The sequence below is a fragment of the Variovorax sp. P5_A3 genome (genome assembly GCF_056400665.1).
The window spans coordinates 1-22873 of record NZ_JBFUKW010000010.1; the positions used below are offsets into that span (position 1 = coordinate 1).

25 protein-coding genes are annotated in these 22873 nt (G+C 66.7%); 10 read left to right on the top strand and 15 right to left on the bottom strand.

Annotated features, from left to right (window positions below; all coding sequences use genetic code 11):
• The 6 genes from AC1D3B_RS16870 to AC1D3B_RS16895 form a co-directional block, all read left to right on the top strand.
• On the top strand, nt 1–915 hold a 915-nt coding region (locus tag AC1D3B_RS16870), incomplete at its 5' end, for a methyl-accepting chemotaxis protein (RefSeq protein WP_478191810.1).
• Nucleotides 916–974: 59 nt separating this feature from the next.
• Entirely contained in the window at nt 975–2657 is a 1683-nt protein-coding gene (locus AC1D3B_RS16875; protein ID WP_478191811.1) for a methyl-accepting chemotaxis protein, read from the top strand.
• 59 nt (nt 2658–2716) lie between these two features.
• Nucleotides 2717–4681, top strand: coding sequence for a flagellar hook-associated protein FlgK (gene flgK / locus AC1D3B_RS16880; RefSeq protein WP_478191812.1), 1965 nt, complete (start codon nt 2717–2719; stop codon nt 4679–4681).
• A gap of 29 nt (nt 4682–4710) precedes the next feature.
• On the top strand, nt 4711–5925 hold the full coding sequence (gene flgL / locus AC1D3B_RS16885) for a flagellar hook-associated protein FlgL (protein ID WP_478191813.1): 1215 nt from the start codon (nt 4711–4713) through the stop codon (nt 5923–5925).
• A gap of 33 nt (nt 5926–5958) precedes the next feature.
• Nucleotides 5959–6372 carry a DUF4189 domain-containing protein gene (locus tag AC1D3B_RS16890; RefSeq protein ID WP_478191814.1) on the top strand — a complete coding sequence of 138 codons (414 nt, stop codon included), beginning with the start codon at nt 5959–5961 and terminating at the stop codon, nt 6370–6372.
• A gap of 58 nt (nt 6373–6430) precedes the next feature.
• Entirely contained in the window at nt 6431–7072 is a 642-nt protein-coding gene (locus AC1D3B_RS16895) for a LysE family translocator (protein ID WP_478191815.1), read from the top strand.
• Nucleotides 7073–7076: 4 nt separating this feature from the next.
• Here the strand turns inward: AC1D3B_RS16895 and AC1D3B_RS16900 are convergent, their stop codons facing one another.
• Nucleotides 7077–7508 carry a GFA family protein gene (locus tag AC1D3B_RS16900; RefSeq protein ID WP_478191816.1) on the bottom strand — a complete coding sequence of 144 codons (432 nt, stop codon included), beginning with the start codon at nt 7506–7508 and terminating at the stop codon, nt 7077–7079.
• A gap of 128 nt (nt 7509–7636) precedes the next feature.
• On the opposite strand from AC1D3B_RS16900, the gene AC1D3B_RS16905 reads away from it, so the two are divergent.
• Nucleotides 7637–8290: a hypothetical protein gene (locus AC1D3B_RS16905; RefSeq protein WP_478191817.1), complete on the top strand. Its 654-nt coding sequence runs from the start codon at nt 7637–7639 to the stop codon at nt 8288–8290.
• A 32-nt stretch (nt 8291–8322) separates the two neighbouring features.
• On the opposite strand, the gene AC1D3B_RS16910 is transcribed toward AC1D3B_RS16905, so the two are convergent.
• The 14 genes from AC1D3B_RS16910 to fliF all read right to left on the bottom strand — a co-directional run bounded on the left by AC1D3B_RS16910 (nt 8323) and on the right by fliF (nt 20218).
• The gene (locus tag AC1D3B_RS16910; RefSeq protein WP_478191818.1) at nt 8323–8913 is read right to left on the bottom strand and encodes an NADPH-dependent FMN reductase; all 591 of its coding nucleotides are present in this window, start codon (nt 8911–8913) and stop codon (nt 8323–8325) included.
• Nucleotides 8914–8974: 61 nt separating this feature from the next.
• Nucleotides 8975–9769 carry a flagellar biosynthetic protein FliR gene (gene fliR, locus AC1D3B_RS16915; RefSeq protein WP_478191819.1) on the bottom strand — a complete coding sequence of 265 codons (795 nt, stop codon included), beginning with the start codon at nt 9767–9769 and terminating at the stop codon, nt 8975–8977.
• 13 nt (nt 9770–9782) lie between these two features.
• Nucleotides 9783–10052 (bottom strand): flagellar biosynthesis protein FliQ, encoded by a 270-nt coding sequence (gene fliQ / locus AC1D3B_RS16920; RefSeq protein WP_028253142.1) that lies wholly within the window; start codon nt 10050–10052, stop codon nt 9783–9785.
• Between the two features lie 10 nt (nt 10053–10062).
• Nucleotides 10063–10821 (bottom strand): flagellar type III secretion system pore protein FliP, encoded by a 759-nt coding sequence (gene fliP, locus AC1D3B_RS16925; RefSeq protein ID WP_478191820.1) that lies wholly within the window; start codon nt 10819–10821, stop codon nt 10063–10065.
• Nucleotides 10818–11255: a flagellar biosynthetic protein FliO gene (gene fliO / locus AC1D3B_RS16930; RefSeq protein ID WP_478191821.1), complete on the bottom strand. Its 438-nt coding sequence runs from the start codon at nt 11253–11255 to the stop codon at nt 10818–10820. Before fliO ends, fliP begins: the two co-directional genes overlap by 4 nt.
• A gap of 125 nt (nt 11256–11380) precedes the next feature.
• Nucleotides 11381–11815: a flagellar motor switch protein FliN gene (fliN, locus tag AC1D3B_RS16935; protein WP_478191822.1), complete on the bottom strand. Its 435-nt coding sequence runs from the start codon at nt 11813–11815 to the stop codon at nt 11381–11383.
• Nucleotides 11808–12809, bottom strand: coding sequence for a flagellar motor switch protein FliM (fliM, locus tag AC1D3B_RS16940; RefSeq protein ID WP_478191823.1), 1002 nt, complete (start codon nt 12807–12809; stop codon nt 11808–11810). Before fliM ends, fliN begins: the two co-directional genes overlap by 8 nt.
• Nucleotides 12810–12830: 21 nt before the next feature.
• Nucleotides 12831–13319 carry a flagellar basal body-associated FliL family protein gene (locus tag AC1D3B_RS16945; RefSeq protein ID WP_478191824.1) on the bottom strand — a complete coding sequence of 163 codons (489 nt, stop codon included), beginning with the start codon at nt 13317–13319 and terminating at the stop codon, nt 12831–12833.
• Nucleotides 13320–13444: 125 nt separating this feature from the next.
• Complete coding sequence (locus AC1D3B_RS16950) at nt 13445–14779, bottom strand: flagellar hook-length control protein FliK (protein ID WP_478191825.1); 1335 nt, start codon at nt 14777–14779, stop codon at nt 13445–13447.
• 17 nt (nt 14780–14796) lie between these two features.
• Complete coding sequence (fliJ, locus tag AC1D3B_RS16955) at nt 14797–15252, bottom strand: flagellar export protein FliJ (RefSeq protein WP_478191826.1); 456 nt, start codon at nt 15250–15252, stop codon at nt 14797–14799.
• Between the two features lie 35 nt (nt 15253–15287).
• Nucleotides 15288–16709 (bottom strand): flagellar protein export ATPase FliI, encoded by a 1422-nt coding sequence (gene fliI, locus AC1D3B_RS16960; protein WP_478191827.1) that lies wholly within the window; start codon nt 16707–16709, stop codon nt 15288–15290.
• 3 nt (nt 16710–16712) lie between these two features.
• Entirely contained in the window at nt 16713–17498 is a 786-nt protein-coding gene (gene fliH / locus AC1D3B_RS16965) for a flagellar assembly protein FliH (RefSeq protein ID WP_478191828.1), read from the bottom strand.
• A complete protein-coding gene (gene fliG, locus AC1D3B_RS16970; RefSeq protein ID WP_478191829.1) occupies nt 17485–18483 on the bottom strand; it encodes a flagellar motor switch protein FliG in 999 nt (332 codons plus the stop codon). Before fliG ends, fliH begins: the two co-directional genes overlap by 14 nt.
• The gene (fliF, locus tag AC1D3B_RS16975) at nt 18473–20218 is read right to left on the bottom strand and encodes a flagellar basal-body MS-ring/collar protein FliF (protein WP_478191830.1); all 1746 of its coding nucleotides are present in this window, start codon (nt 20216–20218) and stop codon (nt 18473–18475) included. The genes fliG and fliF overlap by 11 nt, the downstream gene beginning before the upstream one ends.
• 287 nt (nt 20219–20505) lie before the next feature.
• Here fliF and fliE point away from each other — a divergent pair, with 287 nt between their 5' ends.
• From fliE to AC1D3B_RS16990, 3 genes are all read left to right on the top strand, one after another.
• On the top strand, nt 20506–20823 hold the full coding sequence (fliE, locus tag AC1D3B_RS16980; RefSeq protein ID WP_478191831.1) for a flagellar hook-basal body complex protein FliE: 318 nt from the start codon (nt 20506–20508) through the stop codon (nt 20821–20823).
• Between the two features lie 172 nt (nt 20824–20995).
• The gene (locus AC1D3B_RS16985) at nt 20996–22336 is read left to right on the top strand and encodes a FliC/FljB family flagellin (protein ID WP_478191832.1); all 1341 of its coding nucleotides are present in this window, start codon (nt 20996–20998) and stop codon (nt 22334–22336) included.
• A gap of 150 nt (nt 22337–22486) precedes the next feature.
• A complete protein-coding gene (locus AC1D3B_RS16990; protein ID WP_478191833.1) occupies nt 22487–22843 on the top strand; it encodes a flagellar protein FlaG in 357 nt (118 codons plus the stop codon).
• The last annotated feature ends 30 nt before the right edge of the window (nt 22844–22873 follow it).

The following is a 22873-nucleotide window of genomic DNA, read 5'->3' on the forward strand; positions in this document are numbered from 1 at the left end:
GGCACGGACACGATCGCGACCGCGTCGAGCCAGATTGCCACGGGCAACCAGGACCTGTCGTCGCGCACCGAAGAGCAGGCGAGTTCGCTGGAACAGACGGCGGCCTCGATGGAGGAACTCACCAGCACCGTCAAGCAGAACGCGGACAACGCGCGCCAGGCGAACCAGTTGGCCGTCTCGGCCTCCGAAGTCGCGGTCAAGGGCGGCAGCGTGGTCTCGCAAGTGGTCGACACCATGGGCTCGATCAACGCCTCATCGCGCAAGATCGTCGACATCATCGGCGTGATCGATGGCATTGCCTTCCAGACCAACATCCTGGCGCTGAATGCCGCWGTCGAAGCAGCACGCGCCGGCGAGCAAGGCCGTGGATTTGCTGTTGTGGCCTCCGAAGTCCGCAACCTCGCGCAACGCTCCGCGGCGGCAGCCAAGGAAATCAAGACGCTGATCGGCGACTCGGTGGAGAAGGTCGAGGAAGGCAGCAAGCAGGTGGCCGAAGCGGGCAAGACGATGGAAGAGATCGTCGACAGCGTGAAGCGGGTGACCGACATCATGGGCGAGATCACTGCGGCGAGCCAGGAGCAGACCTCCGGCATCGAGCAGATCAATCAGGCGATCACGCAGATGGACCAGGTGACGCAGCAGAACGCGGCACTGGTCGAGGAAGCCTCTGCTGCAGCGCAATCGCTGCAGGAGCAGGCGGGCGGCCTGGTCCAGTCGGTCAGCGTCTTCCGGCTGGGCAGCCACAACGATGCGGTTCGCGCGATTGCGGGGAGGCACCCGAAGAACCAGCCGACACCGCAACGCACGAAGGCCATCGCAGCGGCGACGCCGATACCTCAGCGCGTCGCGGCAGCGCCCCGGCGACCACAGCCTGCCGCGTCCGCGGAGGCCTCTGGCGACTGGGCCGAATTCTGAGCTTTCCCGATTCCTCAACCCGGCGTCGCCCCCGACGGCCGTCACAAGAAAGAAGAAAAATGCAGTGGTTTCAAAGGCTACGTGTGACCGCGAGACTGGTCATGAGTTTTCTCGTCGTCGCGGCGGTCGGTGCAGTCGTCAGCGCGCTCGGCATCTTTCACATGGGGCGCATCAGCGCCTCGACCGAGCGGCTCTACACCCATGAGCTTCGCGCCCTGCAGGCCATCCAGGAAGCGAACATCCACCTGCTCTACGCGAGCCGGGCGCAGATGTCGCTGCTGTCGGCCGCCACGCGCGGCGAGCGCAATGCGGGATCGACGGAACTCAAGACATCCATGGAGGGGCTCCAGGCGCGCACCGCGGAGGTCAAGCCCCTGTTCGAGGAAAGCGAAGCTGGCAAGAAGCTCTTCGAGCAATACGAGGCCCTCCTGCCGCCCTTGAACAAGCGCATGGCCGACTTCGTGACGCTCGTGTCCAGGCAATCGCTGGACAGCTCGCAGTTCGATGGCCAGGTGGTCGAGGACAGCACGCGCCTTCTGAAGGACTCCCGCACAGTCGAGGAAGTGCTGAAGAACATGGTGGCGCACAGCGACGAACTCGCCAAGGCCAGCGCGGAGCATGCAGCCGAGACCTACCAGACCTCGCGTCTGATGATGCTGGCATTGGCACTGGTCGGCATCGTCGTCAGCGTCGGGCTCGGGATCGTGGTCGCGCGCCTTCTGGCACGTCAACTGGGTGGCGAGCCGGCCTACGCGGCGGATGTCGTCGGCCGCATCGCGACCGGTGACCTGAGCATGGACGTCGAAGCCGGCTCGGCGCATGCCGGCAGCCTGCTGTACTCGATCAGGCAGATGCAGGACCAGCTCACCTCGGTCGTCGGCCGGATCAAGTCGTCCAGCGACACGATCGCCACGGCCTCGAGCCAGATCGCGGCGGGCAACCAGGACCTGTCCTCGCGCACCGAGGAGCAGGCGAGTTCGCTGGAACAGACCGCTGCCTCGATGGAAGAACTCACCAGTACGGTCAAGCAGAACGCGGACAACGCACGCCAGGCCAACCAGCTCGCGGCATCGGCCTCGGCAGTGGCGGTCAAGGGCGGCAGCGTGGTCAGCCAGGTGGTGGACACCATGGCGTCGATCAATGCCTCATCGAAGAAGATCGTCGACATCATCGGCGTCATCGACGGCATCGCCTTCCAGACCAACATCCTCGCGCTGAACGCTGCGGTGGAAGCCGCGCGGGCCGGCGAGCAGGGCAGGGGCTTCGCGGTCGTGGCGGCGGAGGTGCGCAACCTCGCGCAGCGCTCGGCCGCAGCGGCCAAGGAGATCAAGGGCTTGATCGACGACTCGGTGGGCAAGGTGGACGTGGGCAGCGCGCTGGTGGGCGAAGCCGGAAAGACGATGGACGAGATCGTGGGCAGCGTGAAGCGGGTGACGGACATCATGGGCGAGATCACGGCGGCGAGCCAGGAGCAGACCTCGGGCATCGAGCAGATCAACCAGGCGATCACTCAGATGGACCAGGTGACGCAGCAGAACGCAGCGCTGGTGGAAGAGGCCGCCGCTGCCGCCGCATCGCTGCAGGAGCAGGCCGGCAATCTCGTCGACGCCGTGAGCATCTTCAGGTTGGGCGACGACGAATCTGCGCTGACGCGGATCACGCCGTCGGCCGGCTCGCGCAGGCCGGCGCAGAAGGCGGGCCCTGGTGGTCGCCTCAACTTTCCCCGCCGACTGCCGATATAGAACACAAGCAGGCATCGACACGATGCCGCACCCAACACCCTCCATACAGGTAAAGCCACATGTCAGGAAACTTGTTCTTCACGGGTCTGAGCGGTCTCGGCGTGGCGCGAACCGCGCTCGTGACCACGGCCCACAACACGGCCAACGTGTACACCGCGGGCTACAGCCGGCAGGTCGCGCAGGTCTCGGCCAACCCGGCGGTCAACTCGGGTTCGGGTTACATCGGCAGCGGCGCGACAGTCACCACGGTCACGCGCAGCTACGACCGTTACCTCACCGCGCAACTCGCCTCCGCCCAGTCGGCCTCGTCGGCGCTGGCCTCCTACGGCACCGAGATCAACCGCATCGATTCGCTCCTGGCCGACAAGACCGCTGGCCTGAGCCCGCTGATGCAGAACTTCTTCACCGCCGTGCAGGGCGTCGCCAACACGCCGGCCGACTCGGCGGCGCGCCAGCAGCTCATCAGCTCGGCGCAGTCGCTGTCGAGCAAGTTCCGCTCGACCGACCAGTACCTGTCCGACCTCAACTCGTCGGTCAATGACCAGATCTCGGGCAACGTCGACCAGATCAACACCTACGCCAGCAAGATCGCGGGCCTCAACAAGCAGATCAGCATGATGAGCGCCGTGGCCGGCGGCCAGCCGCCCAACGACCTGCTGGACCAGCGCGACCAGCTCGTGAGCGAACTGGGCCAGATCGTCGACGTCAAGGTGCTGGAGCAGGACAACGGCAAGTACAACGTCTTCATCGGCAGTGGCCAGTCCCTCGTGGTGGGCGACCAGGCGGCGAGCTTGAAGGCAGTGCCTTCCGCAGCGGACCCGACGCGCACGGCCGTGGCGCTCGTGGGCCTGGCGGGCAACGTGACGGAGATGAGGGACAACGTCTTCAGCGGCGGTTCGCTCGGCGGGCTGATGTCGTTCCGGGCGCAGACGCTCATCCCGGCCCAGAACGCGATCGGCCGACTTTCGATCGGGCTGGCGAGTGCGTTCAACGACCAGCACAACCTGGGCGTCGACCTGAATGGCGCGCTCGGCCAGGACTTCTTCTCGACGGCCACGCCCGGCATCTACACCAACGCGAAGAACACCGGCAACCTCGCACTCACCGGTGTCATCGCCGATGCCAACCAGCTCACGACCAGCGACTATTCGGTCGAAGTGCAGGCCGGCACGCCGAAGTACCTCGTGACGCGACTTTCGGACAAGTCGGTGGTCGGCTCCTACGACGACACCGACTTCCCCGTCACCTTCGACGGCGTGACCGTCTCCGCTGCCAGCGGCGCCGCCAACCCCGGCGACACCTTCCTGATCCAGCCGACGCGCACCGGCGCGCGCGACATGCAGGTGAAGGTTCTCGACCCGGCCAAGGTGGCCGCGGCCTCCCCGGTGATCACCGGCAACACCAAGGGCAACCAGGGCAGCGGCGCGCTCGGCGCGGCGACCATCGATTCGGCCTACCTGGCTTCGCCGCTGGCCGCGAACGTGACCCTGAGCTACGACGGCCCGACCAACATGCTGTCCGGCTTCCCCTCGACCTCCGCCGTCAGCGTGACACTGGCCGACGGCACCGTCAACAACTACGCAGCCGGTACGCCGGTGCCCTACACGGCCGGCGCGAAGATCAGCTTCGACGGCATCACCGTCAGCCTCAGCGGTGCGCCGGCGACGGGTGACACTTTCACCATCGGCAAGAACGCGGGCGGCGTGTCCGACGGCAGCAATGCGCTGCTGCTCGGTGCGCTGCAGCGCAAGGCGACGATGGCCGGCGGCACGACCACCTTCAACGGCGCCTACTCCCAACTGGTGAGCCAGGTCGGCAACCGCGCCATGGAAATCCAGGTCGCGAGCAAGACCCAGGACAGCGTGACCAGCCAGATCAAGGCCAGCCAGCAGTCGATCTCCGGCGTCAACCAGGACGAGGAAACCGCCAACCTGCTCATGTACCAGCAGATGTACCAGGCCAATGCCAAGGTGATCCAGACCGCCTCGACCATCTTCGACGCGATCCTCGGCATCAGCAACTGACCACCCAACGCCAGATTCAAGGAGCCGTGATGCGCATCAGCACCAGTTCGTTTTATGAGCAGAACATCAGCGCGATGGGCCTGCAGCAGCAAAACCTGTTCCGCGTGCAGCAGCAGCTCGCCGCCGGGAGCAAGTTCCTCACCGCCGGCGACGATCCCGTCGGCGCGGCGCGCGCGCTCGGCGTCAGCGAGACGCTCGCCGAGTCGGCCCAGTACGCGACCAGCCGCGAGCGCGCGATGCTGTCGCTCACCCGGGAAGAAACTTCGCTCAACGGCGCGACCTCGATCCTGCAGAACATCAAGACGCTGACGGTGCAGGCCGGCAACGGCACCTTGTCCGATGCCGACCGCGCCTCGCTGGCGACCACCATCCAGAGCAATCTCGACCAGCTCGTGGGTCTCGCCAACGCCGACGACGGCAACGGCCAGTTCCTGTTCGCCGGCTACAAGAGCGCCAGCGCGCCGTTCGTGGCGCAGGCCGGTGGCGGCATCCAGTACCTCGGCGACCAGGGGCAGCGCCTCATGCAGGTCGATGTCGCACGCCAGATCTCGACCTCCGACGATGGCCGCACGGTGTTCCAGTCGGTGCAGGGCGGGGCGGGCTATGTGACTTCCGGCGGCGTTGCCAACGCGGGCTCGGGCGTCTTCGGCTCGGTCGGTATCACCGATGCCACCGATCCGAACTACGGCAAGGACTTCCAGATCAGCTTCGACGCGGCCGGCAACTACTCGGTCACGACGAACGACACGCCGCCCGTGGCGGCGGCGTCGGGCGCCTACACCGCCGGCCAGCCGATCTCATTCGGCGGGCTGCAAATCAGCGTCACCGGCGCGCCTGCGGCGGGCGACACCTTCGATGTCAAGACCGCCAAGAACGCCGGCACCGACATCTTCGCGTCGATCAGCGAACTGGTCAGTGTGTTGCGCACGCCCCTGACCGGCGGCGGTCCGGAAGCCCAGGCCAAGCTGCTGAACTCCCTGAGCACGGCCAACGTGAAAGTCACCAATGCGCACGACAACGTGCTCACCGTGCTGTCGTCGGTGGGTTCGCGCATGAACGAACTCGACTCGCTCGACAGCAGTGGCGCATCGCGCGACCTGCTGGACAAGAGCTACCTGTCGGCGATCCAGGACCTGGATCCGGCCGCCGCGATCTCGGAGTTCTACCAGCGCCAGACGTCGCTGCAGGCCACGCAACTCACCTTCGCGAAGCTGAACTCGATCGCCTTGTTCAACTACCTGTAAGGCGTCGGGGTGCGTGCACCTCAAAATGAGGGCATGCAATCGATTCAGTTTCTTTCGCGCGCAGTGCTCAGTCTTGGGCTGACGTGCGGGTGCATTTCGGCGGCTTCCGCCGCGCCGCCGGACAAGGGCGGCCCATCCCCGAGTTGGGGAGCGATCGCATCCAGGTCCGGGTGGTACGGCTACTCGTTCAACCACGCGTCCCGCAGCGCCGCGGAACGCGCGGCACGCGCCCAATGCGATCGTGCGGCGGGCCGTTCGGGCCCTTGCGATGTGCGCGCCTATTTCGATCGGTCCTGCGGCGCGCTGGCCACCGGCAATTACGGTGAATGGGGCACGGGCATTGCGCCGACCGCGAATGCCGCGGGGCAGGCTGCGGTCGCGCAGTGCGACGGCCATCTCCCCACCGAGCCCTGCAAGGTCGTCGTCAGCGTCTGCTCACCGGGCTGAGCCAACCGCACTGCACCTTGCGCGATACTTGCGGTCTCCCGAAGACTGGAGTGTTCCCATGTTGCCCGCTACCCCCTTGCTTCTCGCATTCATCGGCGCCAGCCTGGTGCTGGCGCTCACGCCCGGCCCCGCCGTCGTCTACATCGTGGCCCGCACGCTGTCGCAGGGGCGCGCGTGCGGCCTCGCTTCGGTGCTGGGCGTCGCGCTGGGCAACTTCGCCAACGCCGTCGGTGCGGCGCTCGGCCTGGCTGCCTTGTTCGCGATCTCGTCGGGCGCCTTCACCGTCGTGAAGTGGGCGGGCGCCGCCTACCTCGTGTATCTCGGCATCCGCATGTGGCGGGCCACGCCTGCCGCGGCGCAGGCGACGACCTCGCAGGCGCCGGTGCAGCCCTTGCGGCGCGTCTTCCGCGATGGCTTCGTCGTGGCGGTGCTCAACCCGAAGACGACCCTGTTCTTCGCTTCCTTCCTGCCGCAGTTCATGGACGCGCACGCCAGCCCGCTGGTGCAGACGATGGCGCTCGGCGGCGTCTTCATCGCCATCGCCTGCTGCACGGACCTGATGTATGTGATGACGGCCAGCCTCGTCGCGCCGCGCCTGGCAGGCGCCACGCGGCATGCCGTGTGGGGCAACCGGCTGGCGGGCACGTCGTTCATCGGCCTGGGCCTGCTCACGGCCATGGGGTCGCGGCCCGCGCGCTGACGGTTCAGTCGACCGCGTCGACGAACTGCACGTCGGCAATCCAGTTGCGCTCCCGGCGGGCCAGCCTCGATTCGATGCTTTCCCCGTCGAACGAGGCTGGAACGGTGCGAAGCAGCGACCTCGGAACGTTGTCGAAAGTATTCACATTGACGACGGCATAGACGTGCTCGTCGATGGTGCTGGTCACCAGCGTGGGTACGCCACAGCGAGCGCAGATGTGAAACTGCGCGGTGCCTGTTCCGAATGAATAGCTCGACAGGAGGGACGAATCCTCGACCCGCACTCTGAGCGCGCCGGCCGGGTTGGACGTCCAGACGCCGCCGTGCTTTGTACAGAACGAGCAGTCGCACGCCCGTGCCGGAATCTCCGCGGGCTCCGGCTCCCAGGTGAGCGCGAAGGAAATGTTGCCGCAGTGGCAACCGCCTCTGACAACCATGGTCACCTCCTGTTCGAGCGCCGTTGCGCTTTGGCATCGCCCGCCATGACGACGGGACGAAATCGTACACGGGTAACAAAACGTGTGATCAAATCGCGGCCCCAGTTGCGATCAACGAGGAGCGATCGATGAGCAGATTGGTGAGCGCTGCTTGCGCGGCCGCGCTGCTTTGCGGATGTGCGACCCCACCGCCATCGACGGAACCCGGCAAGGGTTCCGGTGCTGGCTACGCTCCGATGGTCGACATGGAAGGCGTTGCGCCGACCATCTATGCGCAGGACGTCGACGCATGCCGCGATGTCGCGCAGAAGATCCGAATCATGCGCGTCGGGCCCGGCAACAACGAAATCGTGGATGCCGTCGCGGTGGGCGTGGCGATCGTCATGCCGATGGGAATCGTCATGGCGGCGGCGATCGGCAGCATCGCTTCAGCCATCACGGACAGCCCGGATGGCACTCCGGCAGACCCCAAGATGCAACAGACCGCGCTGGTCAACTGCATGGCGCGCAAGGGCTACAGGAACCTCGACCCCAACGTGACGGTGACCTATGCCGCAGCGCCCCGGCGCGATCCTCTCTCCCTGCCCCGCAAGACCGGCCTGGACACCTACGTCGCGGAGAAGTTCGCGAAGGCCAGCAACTGCACTGAAAGCCCCAGGGCCGTGCTGGAGGACAAGGGGCCGGGATTCGAACGCTACAGCGTGACGTGCACCGACGGCCAGTCCATTGCACTGCGCTGCGAGTTCGGCAACTGCACCCAGCAGGTCGCATCGGGCAACTGAAGCTCGACCGTGCGCATGGCCGCCGGAGGGAATCAGTAAGGCGGCGACTTGCGCAACCGCTGCTCGCGTGCGGCCTCGGTCCACCAGGCCAGATCGTCGGCGAAGCGTCCGAAAGACCGATCCAGCGCTTCGCCCGCTTGCCCGGTCGGCTTGCCGCCCGCGTCCAGCGTCTGCGAGATCGGCCCGACGGCCAGCGTGCTCGACACGACCACCATGCCCATCTCGGACAGGATCGAATGCCAGACCGTGCCTGAGCGGACGCCGGAAAAGCGCCCTGCCGAGTAGCTGGCGACGGCGGCTGGGCGCCAGAACCATTCCTCGAGGAAATGGTCCGTCAGGTTCTTCAGGCCGGGTTGCGGGCCCCAGTTGTATTCGCCGGTCACGAACACGAATGCGTCCGCCGCACGAATCTTGCCGGCGAGCGCTTCCATGGCGGGTGGCGCAGTTCCCTGGGGATATTCCTTGTACATGCGGTCGAGCATGGGCAGGTCGACATCCTTGGCGTCCACCAGCTCCGCATCGGCCCCCCGCGCGTTGAGGCCGGCGACCACATAGTCCGCCAGGCGCACGCCCATCCGGTCGGACCGGTACGAGCCGTAGAACACAAGAACCTTGTCAGTCATCGTCGTTCGTGCCTTTCGGGCGCCGATGATCGCTGCAATCACCCGCCGGCGCCAGCTTTGTCTAGCGCCTCAATGCCTGCGTGAACTGGATCATCGACTCGAACCCCGCTGCAAACCGCGGTTCGAGGAAAGCGCCGAGGTGCGGCATGAGCAGCTGCAGCATCCAGATGCCCGCGAGCAGCGTCAGAGGAAAGCCCACCGCGAAGATGCTGAACTGCGGCGACGCGCGGTTCAGGATGCCCATCGCGAGATTGAGCGTGAGCAGCGCAGTCACGAGCGGCAGCGACAGCATCAGCCCGCTGGAAAAGATCTGGCCCGCACCAGCCACGAGGAACATCCATCCCTGCGCGGAGAGCGGCCCATCGGCGATGGGCAGCGTCTGGAAGCTCTCGGCCAGCGTGGCGATGAGCATCAGGTGCCCGTCGACGGCCACGAAGATCAGCATCGCCAGCATGTTCAGCAGCCGCGCGACCACCATCGTGGCGCCGCCGTTCATCGGATCGAAGAAGGACGCGAACGAGAGGCCCATCTGCAGCCCGATGTATTCGCCGGCCGCCAGCACCGCAGTGAACACCATGCGCATCGTGAAGCCCATGGCGGCGCCGATGAGCATCTGCTGCACGATGATCCACACACCACCCGCCGAGACCACCGGCACCGACGGCATCGGCCCCAGCGTCGGCGCGAGCACCAGCGCGAGCATCGCCGCGATCGCCACCTTGATCCGCCGCGGCACCCACGATTCGCTGAAGACGGGCGCGGTGCTCACCAGCGCCAGCATGCGGACGAAGGGCCACAGGAACATCACCATCCACGCAGTGAGCTGCGCAGAGGTGACCGAGAAGACGGGAGGCATCAGCGGGCAGGCATCAGCCCACGAGCTGGGGAATGCTCATGAACAGCGCGCGGATGTAGTCCAGCATCTGCCCGAGCATCCAGGGGCCCGCGATCACGAGCGTCGCGAACACGGCCAGCAGCTTGGGGATGAAGGACAGCGTCGCCTCGTTGATCTGCGTCGCCGCCTGGAAGATGCTGATGATCAGGCCGACCACGAGCGCCACCAGCAGCAGCGGCGCGGCAAGCACCAGCGACACCTGGATCGCCTGGTTGCCCATCGACATGATGGTTTCGGGTGTCATTGCGCTTCCCCTACGTGTAAAAACTCTGCGCCAGAGCGCCGATCAACAACTGCCAGCCATCGGCCAGCACGAACAGCATCAGCTTGAAGGGCAGGGCGATGCCGGCGGGCGGCACCATCATCATCCCCATCGACATCAGCACGCTCGCGACAACCAGGTCGATGATCAGGAACGGAATGAAGATGGTGAAGCCGATCTGGAACGCCGTCTTCAGTTCGCTGATCACGAAGGAAGGCAGCAGGATCCGCAGCGGCACGTCCTCGGGCCCCTCCATGTCGGGCACCTTGGCAAGCTTGGCGAACATCGCGAGGTCGTTCTCGCGGGTCTGCCTCAGCATGAAAGTCTTGAAGGGCTCGATGCCGCGCTCGAGCGCCTTGTCGGTGCCGATCTTGTTCTCGGAGAAGGGCTTGTAGGCGTCGTTGTAGACCTTGTCGAACACCGGCGACATCACGAAGAAAGTCAGGAAGAGCGAAAGCCCCACCAGGATCTGGTTGGGCGGCGACGACTGCGTGCCGATGGCCGTGCGCAGCAGGCCCAGCACGATCAGGATGCGGGTGAAGCTCGTCATGCACAGCAGCAGCGCCGGCAGGAAGGACATCGAGGTCAGCAGCACCAGCGTCTGCACGCTGAGCGACCAGGTCTGGCTGCCGCCGGGACCGGGCGTGCTGATCAGGCCCGGCAGGCCTTGTGTCCATGCCGCCATCGGCAACGCGGCGGCGAGCAGCACCAAGCCGCCCTGAAGGCTTCGACGAAGAACGCTGCGCATCATGGGGTCCGGCTTGACTTGCCGGTGAGGGATTCACGCAGCTTCTGCGCGAACAGGTCGATGGGCTTGAGCGCCGCCATGTCCGGGGAGGCAGGTGCGCCGCTCACCGCTTGCGCCGGCAGCGTGTGCAAGGTGTTGATCTGGCTCGGCGTGACACCCAGCACCAGCCACGTAGCGCCGACTTCGACCACCACGACCCGCTCGCGCTGGCCCACGCTGGAACTCGACACCACCTTGACGACGTGTCCGCCGCCGAAGCGCTGAAGGCCAAAGCGACGTGCCAGCCAGGCGCAAAGAAAGATGAGTCCGAGCACCACCACCATGCCGAGCCCGGCCTGCATCAGGCCCGAAGCGCCAACCACCGGCGCCGCCGCCTCGACAGCGGGCGAAGGCACCGTCGGCAACACAGCATGCGCCGGCAGCGCCGCAACCGCCATCGCCCCCGCCAGCAGGCGCGCGCCAAACCGCAGGAATCCCGCGGAACCGGCTCCGCCGGGCCGCCGGGATTGCCCCCTGGAAGGGGGTGTGAGAGCCACACGAAGTGGGCGAGCCTGGGGGTGGGTCACGTTCTACCGAGTTTCTGCATCCGCTCGGACGGCGTAACGATGTCCGTCAGGCGAATGCCGTACTTGTCATTCACCACCACCACCTCGCCCTGCGCAATGAGGTAGCCGTTGATCAGCACGTCGAGCGGCTGGCCGGCGAGTCCGTCGAGTTCCACCACCGAACCTTGCGAGAGCTGCAGCAGGTTCTTGATGGTGATGCGCGTGCGCCCGATCTCTGCAGTGAGCTGCACCGGCACGTCCATCACCCGCGCGATGTCGACGGGCGATACGTTGACGGCGCTCGAAGCCGTCTCCTGGATCTGCTGGAAGACCTGCGCCGCTGCCGGCGCGGGTGCGGGCTCGGGGGCCGCGGCAGGAGAGGCTGCGGTCTGCTCGGCCAGGGCGCTGGCCCAGTCGTCCGCGTCGCTGGCGGAAGAGGTGTTGTCAGTCATGGTCGTTCTTCGAGTCGCTGTCTTGGTGAGTGGTCATGTGTTGCACGCGCAGGGCGTAGCGGTCGTTCGATGTGCCGTAGCCGCACTCCATCACCGGCACGCCGTCGACCCGCGCGGTGACGGTCGACGGCAGTTCGATGGGCAGCACGTCGCCGACCTGGAGCTTGAGGATCTCGCCGATGGTCGAGGACATCGTGACGAAGTCCGCGGTGAGCTCGACGTCCGCGGCCTGCATCTGGCGGGACATCTGCTTGACCCAGCGCTTGTCGATCTCGACCTCGTCCTGGATCGGGTTGGACAGCAGGTCGCGGATCGGCTCGATCATCGAGTAGGGGATGCACACGTGCAGGAAGCCGCCGATGGGGCCGAACTCGATCTGCAGGGTGGTGTTGATCACCACCTCGTTGGGCGCGACGATGTTGGCCAGCTTGCCATGCATCTCGGCGCGCACGTAGTCGAAGTCCAGCGGATACACCGGCTGCCACGCATCCCCATAGCACTGGAGCGAAATGTCCAGCAGGCGCTTGATGATGCGCTGCTCGGTGCGGGTGAAGTCGCGGCCTTCGACGCGCACGTGGTAGCGGCCGTCGCTGCCGAAGAGGTTGTCCACCACCAGGAACACCAGCTTCGGGTCGAACACGAAGAGCGCGGTGCCTCGCAGCGGCTTCATGTGCAGCATGTTGATGTTCGCCGGCACGGGCAGGTGCCGCACGAACTCGCCGTACTGCTGGATCTGCACCGACCCGACCGTGATGTCGGGGCTGCGGCGCATGAAGTTCAGCAGCGCGCCGCGCAGGCCGCGCGCGAAGCGGTCGTTGATGACCTCCAGCGTGTGCATGCGGCTGCGCACCACGCGGTCGGGGGCGCCGAGATCGTAGGCTGGAAGGCCGTCGGCCGGCGGCGCAGGCTTGCTGGTCTGGTCGACACTGCCGCCGGTGACGCCCTGCAGCAGCGCATCGACCTCGTCCTGCGAGAGGACCTGTTCATAGGCCATGGTTTGCTTGCCTGGACGGGGTCACTGCACCACGAAGGTGTTGAAGGAGACGCTGGCGATGCCCTGCGCCGGCAGGTTGTCGGCCAGGGGGCGGTTCAGCTCGGTGCGGATCTCCTCGGCCAGCTTGCTCTTGTCCTCGGTGGACACGAGCGATTCGGGCAGGCGGTTGGACAGCATCAGCAGTGCGCGACTGCGCAACTCGGGCATGAATTCGATGATCTGCGCCTTGGCGGGCTCGTCGCGCACTTTCAGCGACATGCCGATGTGCAGGAACTTGCTGCGGCCCTCGCCCTGGAGGTTGACGGTCAGCGGCTCCAGCGTGATGAAGATCGGCTTCTCTGGCACGACCGGCTTGGCGGCCTCCGAGGTCGCGACCTTGGGTGCAATGACGAAGACGTAGGCCGCGCCGGCGGCGGCCATCAGGCCGATGCCGATCAGCAGACCGATCAGCAGCTTCGGCGAGCGGGGGGGCGCGACGGCGGCGTTTGCGACTGGAGGTGAGGAAGCCATGGTTCGGATCGGTTTCTTGTTCGGTCTATTCTTTGCGAACTCCCCGGCAAACGAACGGCTGATCAAGCGTGGAAAAGCGCTTCAGATCCGTTCATTGCCGCAGGGCCGCGCGTGTGGGATTCGGTTCAGGCGAAGGTGTCGAGGCCCGCTCCGGAGCGGGGCAAGGGCCGCGCCGACAGGACGGGGCTCGAAGCCGCGGCGGCGGTCTCGGCGCGGGCCGACCCCGGGTATTCGGGCTGGTTCGGCGAGCGCGATGGGTTCTGCTGCGCGAAGGCGGCGTCCTGGCCGAAAGGCTGGCGCGTCTCGGCGCCGACCGAGGTCTGGCCCAGGCTGATGCCCTGTTCGGCGAGGGTCGTGCGCAGCTGCGGCAATGCCGCTTCCACGGCCTTGCGGACGCTTTCGTGGGCCGACACGAACATCGCCTGTGCCTGGTTGTCGCCCAGCGTCAGCGTGACCTTGAGCGGGCCGAGGCCGATGGGGTTGAGGTTCAGCTCGGCCACCTGATGGCCGCTGGCGCTCATGCGGATCATCTGCTGGCCGATCGCCGGGCCCCACGCGTCGCTTCCCACGGGCGGAGCGACCGACAGGACGGGCGTGGAGGTCGTTGGTGCGTTGTTGCGAACGGTCGCCGGTGCTGCGATGGACTGGAACTGCGGCAGGGCCTGCGGGCCGGAGTCGGAGCCGGCGTCGAGCGGGCTGGTGCCTGCGGGCTCCGAGGCTGCTGCGACCTTGATGCTGTCGGTCGTCGGGAGTTGCGGCGCCGGCTGGGCCTTGTCAGCGATCGCGGAAACCGTGGCCCTGTCGGCGGACGCTGCCTGCTTCGACGGGCCTGCGGCCGCTGGCGCGGTGACCGGCACGCCAACATCAGGTTGTGCGGTCGCATCCTTTGCGGCGGGTTCGGTGGCCTTGGCTGGAAGCGATGATGCAAGCGCGTCCTTGAAGGGCTGGTCGCCGCTCGCTGCGGGCTTGTCTGCCGTCGTGTCCTTGGCATCGTGCGCACCGGTTGCGCTTTCCGTTGCCTGCGCGGTGCTGCCGTCCGTCGAAGCCGCCGCGGTGGTCGTAGCGTCTTCGGCCAACGCGGTGGCCCTGGCATCCGGCGAGATGCCGTCCACCGTGGCGCCGACCGTCTTCGCACCGCGCGAAGCGAGTGCGGAGCCGGCCCTGCCATCGATGGCGGTCGGAGCGAGGTGCGCCGGCAGCGGCGCCAACAGCGCCATCACGTCGGCGGCGGTGAGCTCGCTCTTCCTCTCGCCGGGACGGGACGGCTTGCGTCCCGACAGGGAGGGGGGCAGGTCGGTGTCGGCGACCTCCTGCGTGGCCGCGGCGCTGGCCCCACGCGAGCGGTCGAGCGCCGCACCGAAGCTGCGGCCCTCGGCCTGCTCGGCGCCGCGGCCGCGCGGGCCAGAGGACGAAACCTGCGAACTCGGGACATTGAGGGAAGGCGAGATGAGGGTGGGCATGGGCGAATCCGGGGGGGTCAAAGGGTCGGGTTGGCGGCGCGGTCGAAGAACTTCCGGGCCGATCGTTCGTCGCTGTCGCGCTGCTCGCGCTTGGCTTGCGCCAGCATCTCCTGGCGACGCACCCGTTCCGCGAGCGTGTCGAAGGAATTGAGGCGGCGCTTGTGGTGCTGCCAGTCGGCTCGTCCATGGTCCACCCGCGTGGCGGCCTGGGCGACGATGGCGCGCTGCTGCTCGATGGCGCCGTCGAGCGTGCCGAGAAAGGCCTGGTAGTTGCGCCACTTGGCGGTGGGCAGGCCGGTGTTCATCAGCGCGTGCAACTGGTCGTAGTAGTCCTGGCGGTACTGCAGCAGCAGGTCCAGCTTCTGGCTCGAACTGAGCTGCGCACTTTGCAGGGCACCGAGGCGTCGAGCTGCATCGTCGGTCTGCGTGCGCGCGAGGTCGGTCAGCGTGTCGAGGGGGAGTCTCTGGGGCATGGGGTTCCTTGCTGCGGTGACGCGGTTGGCGGGTTTCAGTGGCCGTCGAAGAGCTTGCTGATGCGCGCAATCGACTCGGCGTAGTTGGTGCGCTCTTCCATCGCCTGCTGCAGGAAAGCCTCGATGCGCGGGTACATCGCGATCGCCTGGTCGAGCTGCAGGTCGTGGCCGGGCGCATAGGCGCCGACGCTGATCAGGTCGCGGTTGCGCTGGTAGCGCGACAGCATCTGCTTGAACTTGCGCACGGTGTCGAACTGCGTGGGCGTGATCAGCGCGGTCATCGCGCGGCTGATGGAGGCCTCGATGTCGATGGCCGGGTAGTGCCCCGCCTCCGCCAGCGTGCGCGAGAGCACGACATGGCCGTCCAGGATGGCGCGTGCCGAGTCGGCGATCGGGTCCTGCTGGTCGTCGCCCTCGGAGAGCACCGTGTAGAAGGCCGTGATCGATCCGCCCCGGCCCTCGGCATCGCGCGCACCGTTGCCGGCGCGCTCGACCAGCGCAGGCAGCTTCGCGAACACCGACGGCGGATAGCCCTTGGTGGCCGGCGGCTCGCCCACGGCCAGCGCGATCTCGCGCTGGGCCATCGCGTAGCGGGTGAGCGAATCCATGATGAGCAGGACGTCCTTGCCCTGGTCGCGGAAGTACTCGGCGAGGCAGGTCGCATATGCAGCGCCCTGCAGGCGCAGCAGCGGCGAGTTGTCGGCCGGCGCGGCGACGACGACCGAGCGGGCGAGGCCTTCCTCGCCGAGCGTGTTCTCGATGAAGTCCTTGACTTCGCGACCGCGCTCGCCAATCAGGCCGACGACGATCACCTCGGCGCTGGTGTAGCGCGCCATCATGCCCAGCAGCACGCTCTTGCCCACGCCGGAGCCTGCGAACAGGCCCATGCGCTGGCCACGCCCGACCGTGAGCATCGCGTTGATGGCGCGCACGCCCACGTCGAGCACCGAATCGATGGGCGCGCGCGTGAGCGGGTTCATCGGCGGCGTGGACAGCGGCACCTTGCGAGCGATGTCGAGAGGGCCGAGCCCGTCGAGCGGCCGCCCGGCGGCATCGACGACGCGGCCGAGCATGCCTTCGCCGACCGGCAGGCGCTTGGTGTGGCCATCGCCGGTCAGGGCCGAACCGGTCGTGCCCGGACGCGGGATGACGCGCGCACCGGGCAGCAGGCCAGCGACTTCGCTTTGCGGCATCAGGAACAGGCGGTCGCCGGCAAAGCCGACCACTTCGGCTTCGGCATGGCGCTGCGGGTGACCGGCCGGCAGTTCGATCAGGCAATCGCTGCCGACGGGCATCTGCAGGCCGACGGCTTCGAGCACGAGGCCGACGGCGCGCGTCAGCTTGCCGGATTGCATGGTCATCGGGGCGCGGCTCACATCGCTGCGCGCCTGCGCCAGCGTGGCGAGCCACGATTGCACATGGGGATTGGGTGTGGCGGTTTGCGTATCGACGGACATGGCTCAGACCCCTTGTGCGTCGGCGTCGCGATGCAGCGCGGCGGTCACGCTCTTCCAGCGTGTCTCCAGGCTGGCATCCATCTCGCCGGTGGCGGACTGCACGCGGCAGCCGCCACGCGCGATGGTCTCGTCGGCGCGCACTTGCCAGCCGGCCGTCTGCAGTTCATTGCCAAGGCTGTTCCTCACCAGCGCGACATCGTCCGGATGCAGCAGCAGGCGCGGCTCGCCTTGCAGTGCGGGTTCGGTGTGCAGCAGGTCCTGGACCATCGGAAGCACCCACTCGGGCTCCGCGCGCAGGGTGCGATGAACGACCTGTCGCGCGACATCGAGCGCCAGTGTGAGGATGGCATCGGCGAGTTCGCTTTCGGCACGGCGGAGTGCGGCAGGCAGGCTTGCGGACAGCGCCTTGAGCTGTTCGGCATGCGCGCTTGCGGCGGCGAGACCGGCAGCCAGGCCTTCGGCGCGACCTTCGGCCAAGCCCTCGACATGCCCCTTGGCGCGGCCTTCGCTGCGGCCTTCGGCTTCGCCGGCAGTGCGTGCTTCGCGACGCAGGCGCGCCAGCTCGGCGGCGTGGATCAGGGCAGGCGATGGCGGGACCTCGACAGGCGCCGCCGCATGGCGCTGCGGCGAGGCCGGGGGCTCGTTCAGTGTGTCCATCTCCCAGCGCTGCCATGCGGACAGCACGGGTCGGGCCGGCTTCTCGGCCGCCGCTGGGACGGCGCCGGGCGTGTAGGCCGAAGCCAGCCGTGAGCGCGCGCCGGAGGCGAAGGGGTATTTAGACAAAGTCATCGGTACCCGGCGCGGCAATCACGATCTCGCCGGACTCGGCCAGGCGGCGTGCAACTTGCAGGATGGCCTTCTGTTCGGTCTCGACCTGGGACACGCGCACGGGGCCGCGCAGTTCCATGTCCTCGCGCAGCGTCTCGGCGGCACGTTGCGACATGTTGTTGAGGAACTTGTCGCGCAACTCCTGCGGCGAGCCCTTGAGGGCGATGATGAGCGAGTCGGACTCGATGTCCTTGAGCAGGCGCTGGATGCTGCGATCCTCCAGGCCCAGCAGGTTCTCGAACACGAACATCTCGTCGACGATGCGTTGCGCGAGGGCCTCGTCGGACTCCCGCACATGGGCGATCGCCTCTTCTTCCTGCGCGCTGCTCATGAGGTTGACGATTTCCGCCGCCGTCCTCACGCCGCCCAGGCGGCTGCGTTTCAGGCCCTGGCCCGAGAGCATTTCGGTGAGCACGTCGGTCAGCTCGTTGAGCGCCGAGGGCTGCACGCCGCCGAAGGTGGCGATCCGCATGATCACGTCGTGGCGCAGGCGCGTCGGCAGCTTCTCGAGCACTTCCGATGCCTTCATGCGGTCCAGGTGGATGAGCACCGTCGCGAGGATCTGCGGATGCTCGTCGCGGATGAGCTCGGCCACTTCGCCGGCTTCGAGCTGGTTGAGGCGATCGATGCCGCTGTGCGGCTCGTCGGCCTGCAGGATGTCTTCGAGCAGGCTGCTGGCGCGGTCGTCGCCGAGCGCCTTCTTCAGCACTGCACGGATGTAGCTGCTGGAACCCAGGTGCAGCGCGGAGAGTTGCTCGGTCTCCTGGCGGAACTCGGTGAGCACCGCCGCGAGTTCGTCCTTCGAGACCGAGCTCAGCTTCGCCATGGCGAGGCCGAGCGTCTGCACTTCGGCCGTGGGGAGCAGGTGCAGCGCGGCGGCTGCACGGTCCTCACCCAGTGCCATCAGAAGGATGGCGCTCTTGCGGGTTCCGAGTTCACTGATCATTGGCGTTCATCCAGTGCTGAATCAGCATGGCGACCAGCTTGGGATCCTGGTCTGCGATGTGGTGGGCGTAGTCCATGTCGGCCTTGTGGCGGAGGGCCTCGCGCTGGCGCAGGGCTTCTTCGGGCGAAGGTCTGGGTTCCTCGTCCAGCGCGGGCTCGCCGGTGGCTTTCTGCGGCGGGGCTTCCACGACGGGCGGTGCCGGCGGTGCCAGGTGCTTGCGCAGCAGGGGCCGCAGCACGGCGAACCAGGCGAAGAGCGCGAGGAAGGCGAGCAGCAGGTACTGGCCGATCGTCTTGCCGAGCTCGATGTTCTCGTGGTCGCGCCAGAACGGCACCTCGGCAGTCGGCGCTTCGCGGTCTTCGGCGAAGGCACTGTTCACGACATTGAGCGAGTCGCCGCGCTCCTGGCTGAAGCCCATGGCTTCCTTCGCCAGGTTGCGGATCTGGTCGATCTCGACCGGGGTCAGCGCACGGCTTGTGGTCTTGCCGGCGCCGTCGGCGGCGTCCTTGTAGTTCACGACCACCGCGACCGACAGGCGCTTGACCCCGCCCGCGCCTTGCTGCACGTGGCGGATCGAGCGGTCGAGCTCGTAGTTGGTCGTCACGTCCTTGCGCGAGTTGGCCGGGCCGGTCGGGGCCGAGGTGCTGACGGTGGAACTCGCTGCATTGGCGCTGGCGGCTGCCGCTGCGCCCTGCGTTCCCGGAGCACCCGGCGCCGGAGCCGCTGGCGGCTTCGGGCCCGTGATCGGCGCCGTCGGATTGACCGGCGGCTGGTTCGTCAGCGCGCCCGGCACACCGCCTGGCGGCAGACCGCCGTGCTGGTTCGATTCGCTCGACTGCTGGCTGCGGATCGCTGCCTGGCGGGGGTCCTGGTTGGGGCCGTACTTCTCGTCGGTGTGTTCGACCACATTGAAGTCGATGTCCGCCGCGACCTGCGCCCGCACGTTGTTCGCACCCAGGATGGGTTGCAGGATGGTCTCGATGCGGCGGATGTAGCCTTGCTCGATCTCCTGCACATACTTGAGCTGGCTCACGTCGAGGCCACGCGCGCCGCTGTTGGCGGCCGAGAGCAGGTTGCCGCGCTGGTCGACCACCGTGACGCCCTTGGGGTCCAGTTCCGGCACGCTGCTGGAGATCATGTGGACGATCGCGCTGACCTGGCCTTCGTCGATGCTGCGGCCGCGTGCCAGTGTCAGCACCACCGAGGCGGAGGGCTTCTTCTGCTCGCGCACGAACAGCGAAGGCTTCGGCAGTGCCAGGTGGACGCGTGCCGACTCGACCGTGCCGATGGACTCGATCGAACGCGCGATCTCGCCCTCGAGCGCGCGCTGGTAGTTGACCTGCTCGGCGAACTGGCTGGTGCCGAATTTCTGGTTGTCCATCAGCTCGAAGCCCACGCCGCCGGACTTGGGCAGGCCCTGCGCTGCCAGCTTGAGGCGCACTTCGGGCACCTTGTCGCCGGCGATCAGGATCGCGCCGCCGCCGTCGGCGAACTTGTAGGGCACGTTCATCTGCTGGAGCGACGCGATGATCGCACCGCCGTCGCGGTCCGACACGTTGGTGTAGAGCACCTTGTAGTCAGGGCCGCGGTTCAACAGCGTGAAGGCCGCCACGGCGGCCACGAGCGTGGCCGCGCCGATGATCAACGGGAGCTTCGGCTGCGCTCGCAGCCGTTCGAGGAGGGGAGGGAGCGAGGGCGCCGTTGGCGCAACGCTCGCGGGCGCCGCAGAACTCATGCGCGAGCCCTCGTCATGGCCGGGGCGCGGAAGCAGTGCGTGGTCATGGTGAAGGAGGAGATTTCTTGTTCAGGAGTCATGCCGGAGGCCGTTGAAGTCGTCAGCGGGCTTGTCGTTTCGCGGTTGATTGTCAGCAGCCGTTACGAATTCGATGGGCCGAACAACGGGGGGTTTTGCCGTCTGTTGGCGGCTTGCATGGGGGTCTTCCCTTGGTACGCTGAAAGGACGACGGAGCGCCTGCGCGCTTCTATTGCAACCCTTAAGTACACAAGAGAAGAGAGTCCCTCATGTCGATTGCCGCCATCGAGTCCGTCCTGCAGCAGATGCGGGTGACCGCGCTCCAGACCGGTTTCGCGCCCACGCAGGCCGCGCCCGCCGAGAACGGTGGCTTCGCCGCCGAACTGAAGCGCTCGCTGGACAACATCAGCACCGCGCAGACCAAGTCCTATGCGCAGGCCGAGGATTTCGAACTCGGCAAGCCTGGGATTGCGCTCAACGACGTGATGGTCGACCTGCAGAAGGCCAACGTGGCCTTCCAGACCGGGCTGCAGGTTCGGAACCGCCTGGTGTCTGCATATCAAGAGGTGATGAACCTCCCCGCGTAAGGCGCCTGGGTTGTGGAAGGAAGGGCACGCAAACTTTTTTGGGCCCCCGGGGCTAAAGGTTTCAAAACCCCTGCCGATAACAAATCCAACGATGGCTTGAGTCTCAAGTGGGAGCGGGTCCAGCGTTACGGCCTAGGCCGGAGTCCACAACCTTTGTAAACAGGAGTCGAACATGGCGTCAGTCATCAACACCAACAGCCTCTCTCTGCTCACGCAGAACAACCTGAACAAGTCGCAGTCGTCCCTGAACACTGCGATCCAACGTCTGTCTTCCGGCCTGCGCATCAACAGCGCCAAGGACGACGCCGCTGGTCAGGCCATCGCCAACCGCTTCACGGCCAACATCAAGGGCCTGACGGTTGCACAGCGCAATGCCAACGACGGCATCTCGCTGGCGCAAACGACGGAAGGCGCGTTGACCGAAGTCAACAACAACCTGCAACGCATCCGCGAACTCGCAGTGCAAGCGGCCAACGGCAGCAACTCGGACGCCGACAAGGCTTCGATCCAGGCTGAAATCTCGCAGCGCCTGTCGGAAATCGACCGTACGTCGTCGCAAACCGACTTCAACGGCGTGAAGGTCCTGGGCTCGAACCAGAAGCTGTCGGTGCAAGTCGGCGCGAACGACGGTGAAACGATCGACATCGACCTGAAGAAGATCGACTCGGCCAGCCTGAAGCTGAACAGCCTCACCGTGTCGAAGAACGAACTGAAGGTCGGCGACGCGATCACGACCATCGTCGACAACACGGCTGCCACCGGTTCTGCCGCTGTCAATTTCGACGCAGGCAGCGTCACGGCGCTCAATACCGCCAACGGCACGAACTACACGGCATCCGACCTGTCGCTGCACGAAGTGCAGAACGCGGCTGGTGCAGGCACTGGCGTGTTCGTGGTCAAGGCCGGCAACGAGTTCTACGCCGCCACCGTGGACCGCACCAGCGGCAGCGGCAAGGTCACCCTCAACACCGCCAGCGTCGACTTCACCGACACCGACGCCGGCGTGACGACCGCTACCACCGTGACCGGCCAACTGGTCAAGGTTGGAGCCGACTCGACCGGCGCAACGACCGGCTACGTCACCATCCAGGGCAAGAACTACGCCGCCGACCCGGCAACGATCGTCGATGCCGGCGACGACGGCACGGGCGCTGGAACGGTCGACATCACGGGCACGGTCCTCGAACTGAGCGACACCGCTGGTGGCACGACCACCGCCGAGTTCACGGGCGCTGCAACGATCAACCCGCTGGCCAAGATCGACGCTGCACTCAAGCAGATCGACGACCTGCGCGGCCAGCTCGGCGCGGTGCAAAACCGTTTCGACTCGGTGATCTCGAACCTCGGCACCACGGTGACCAACCTGTCTTCCTCGCGTTCGCGCATCGAAGACGCCGACTACGCGACGGAAGTGTCGAACATGACCCGCGCGCAGATCCTGCAGCAAGCTGGTACCTCGGTCCTGGCCCAGGCCAACCAGACCACGCAAGGCGTGCTGTCCCTCCTGCGTTAATCGACGGAAGGACCAACGGAAGTGGAAGCCAGGCCCATCCCCGGCGGGGGTGGGTCCGGCAAGTGCGGGCGAGCGCGCCCGCGCTGTCCTCTGCGGCTTGTGCTTCGGCGACAGGCCTCATAGGACAGCGAACAAAGCAGGAGTTGGAACATGTCGATCCCCGTCGCCCCCGCGGCAGACCGCCAGTGGTGGATGCAGATGCTCGCCGTCCGACCGGCGAGCACCGCTGCCTCTGCGGCGGGCGAGGCCAAGGCGTCATTGGCCGCCGTGGAGGAGGCGACGCCGACGCAGCTCGAAGCCGCGGTGAAGGAAGTGAATGCATCGCTGGAAAGCCGTTCGGTTGGTCTTCACTTCGAAGTGGACAAGGACCTGGACAGGGTGATCGTGAAGGTGGTCGACAGGGAAAGCGGCGAGGTCATCCGCCAGATCCCGACCGAAGAGGTCGTTCGCATCGCGAAGGTGCTGCAGGGCAAGGTGCCCGGACTCCTGATGAGCCACGACGCCTGAGGGCATCGGCTCGACTGAACACAACTGAAC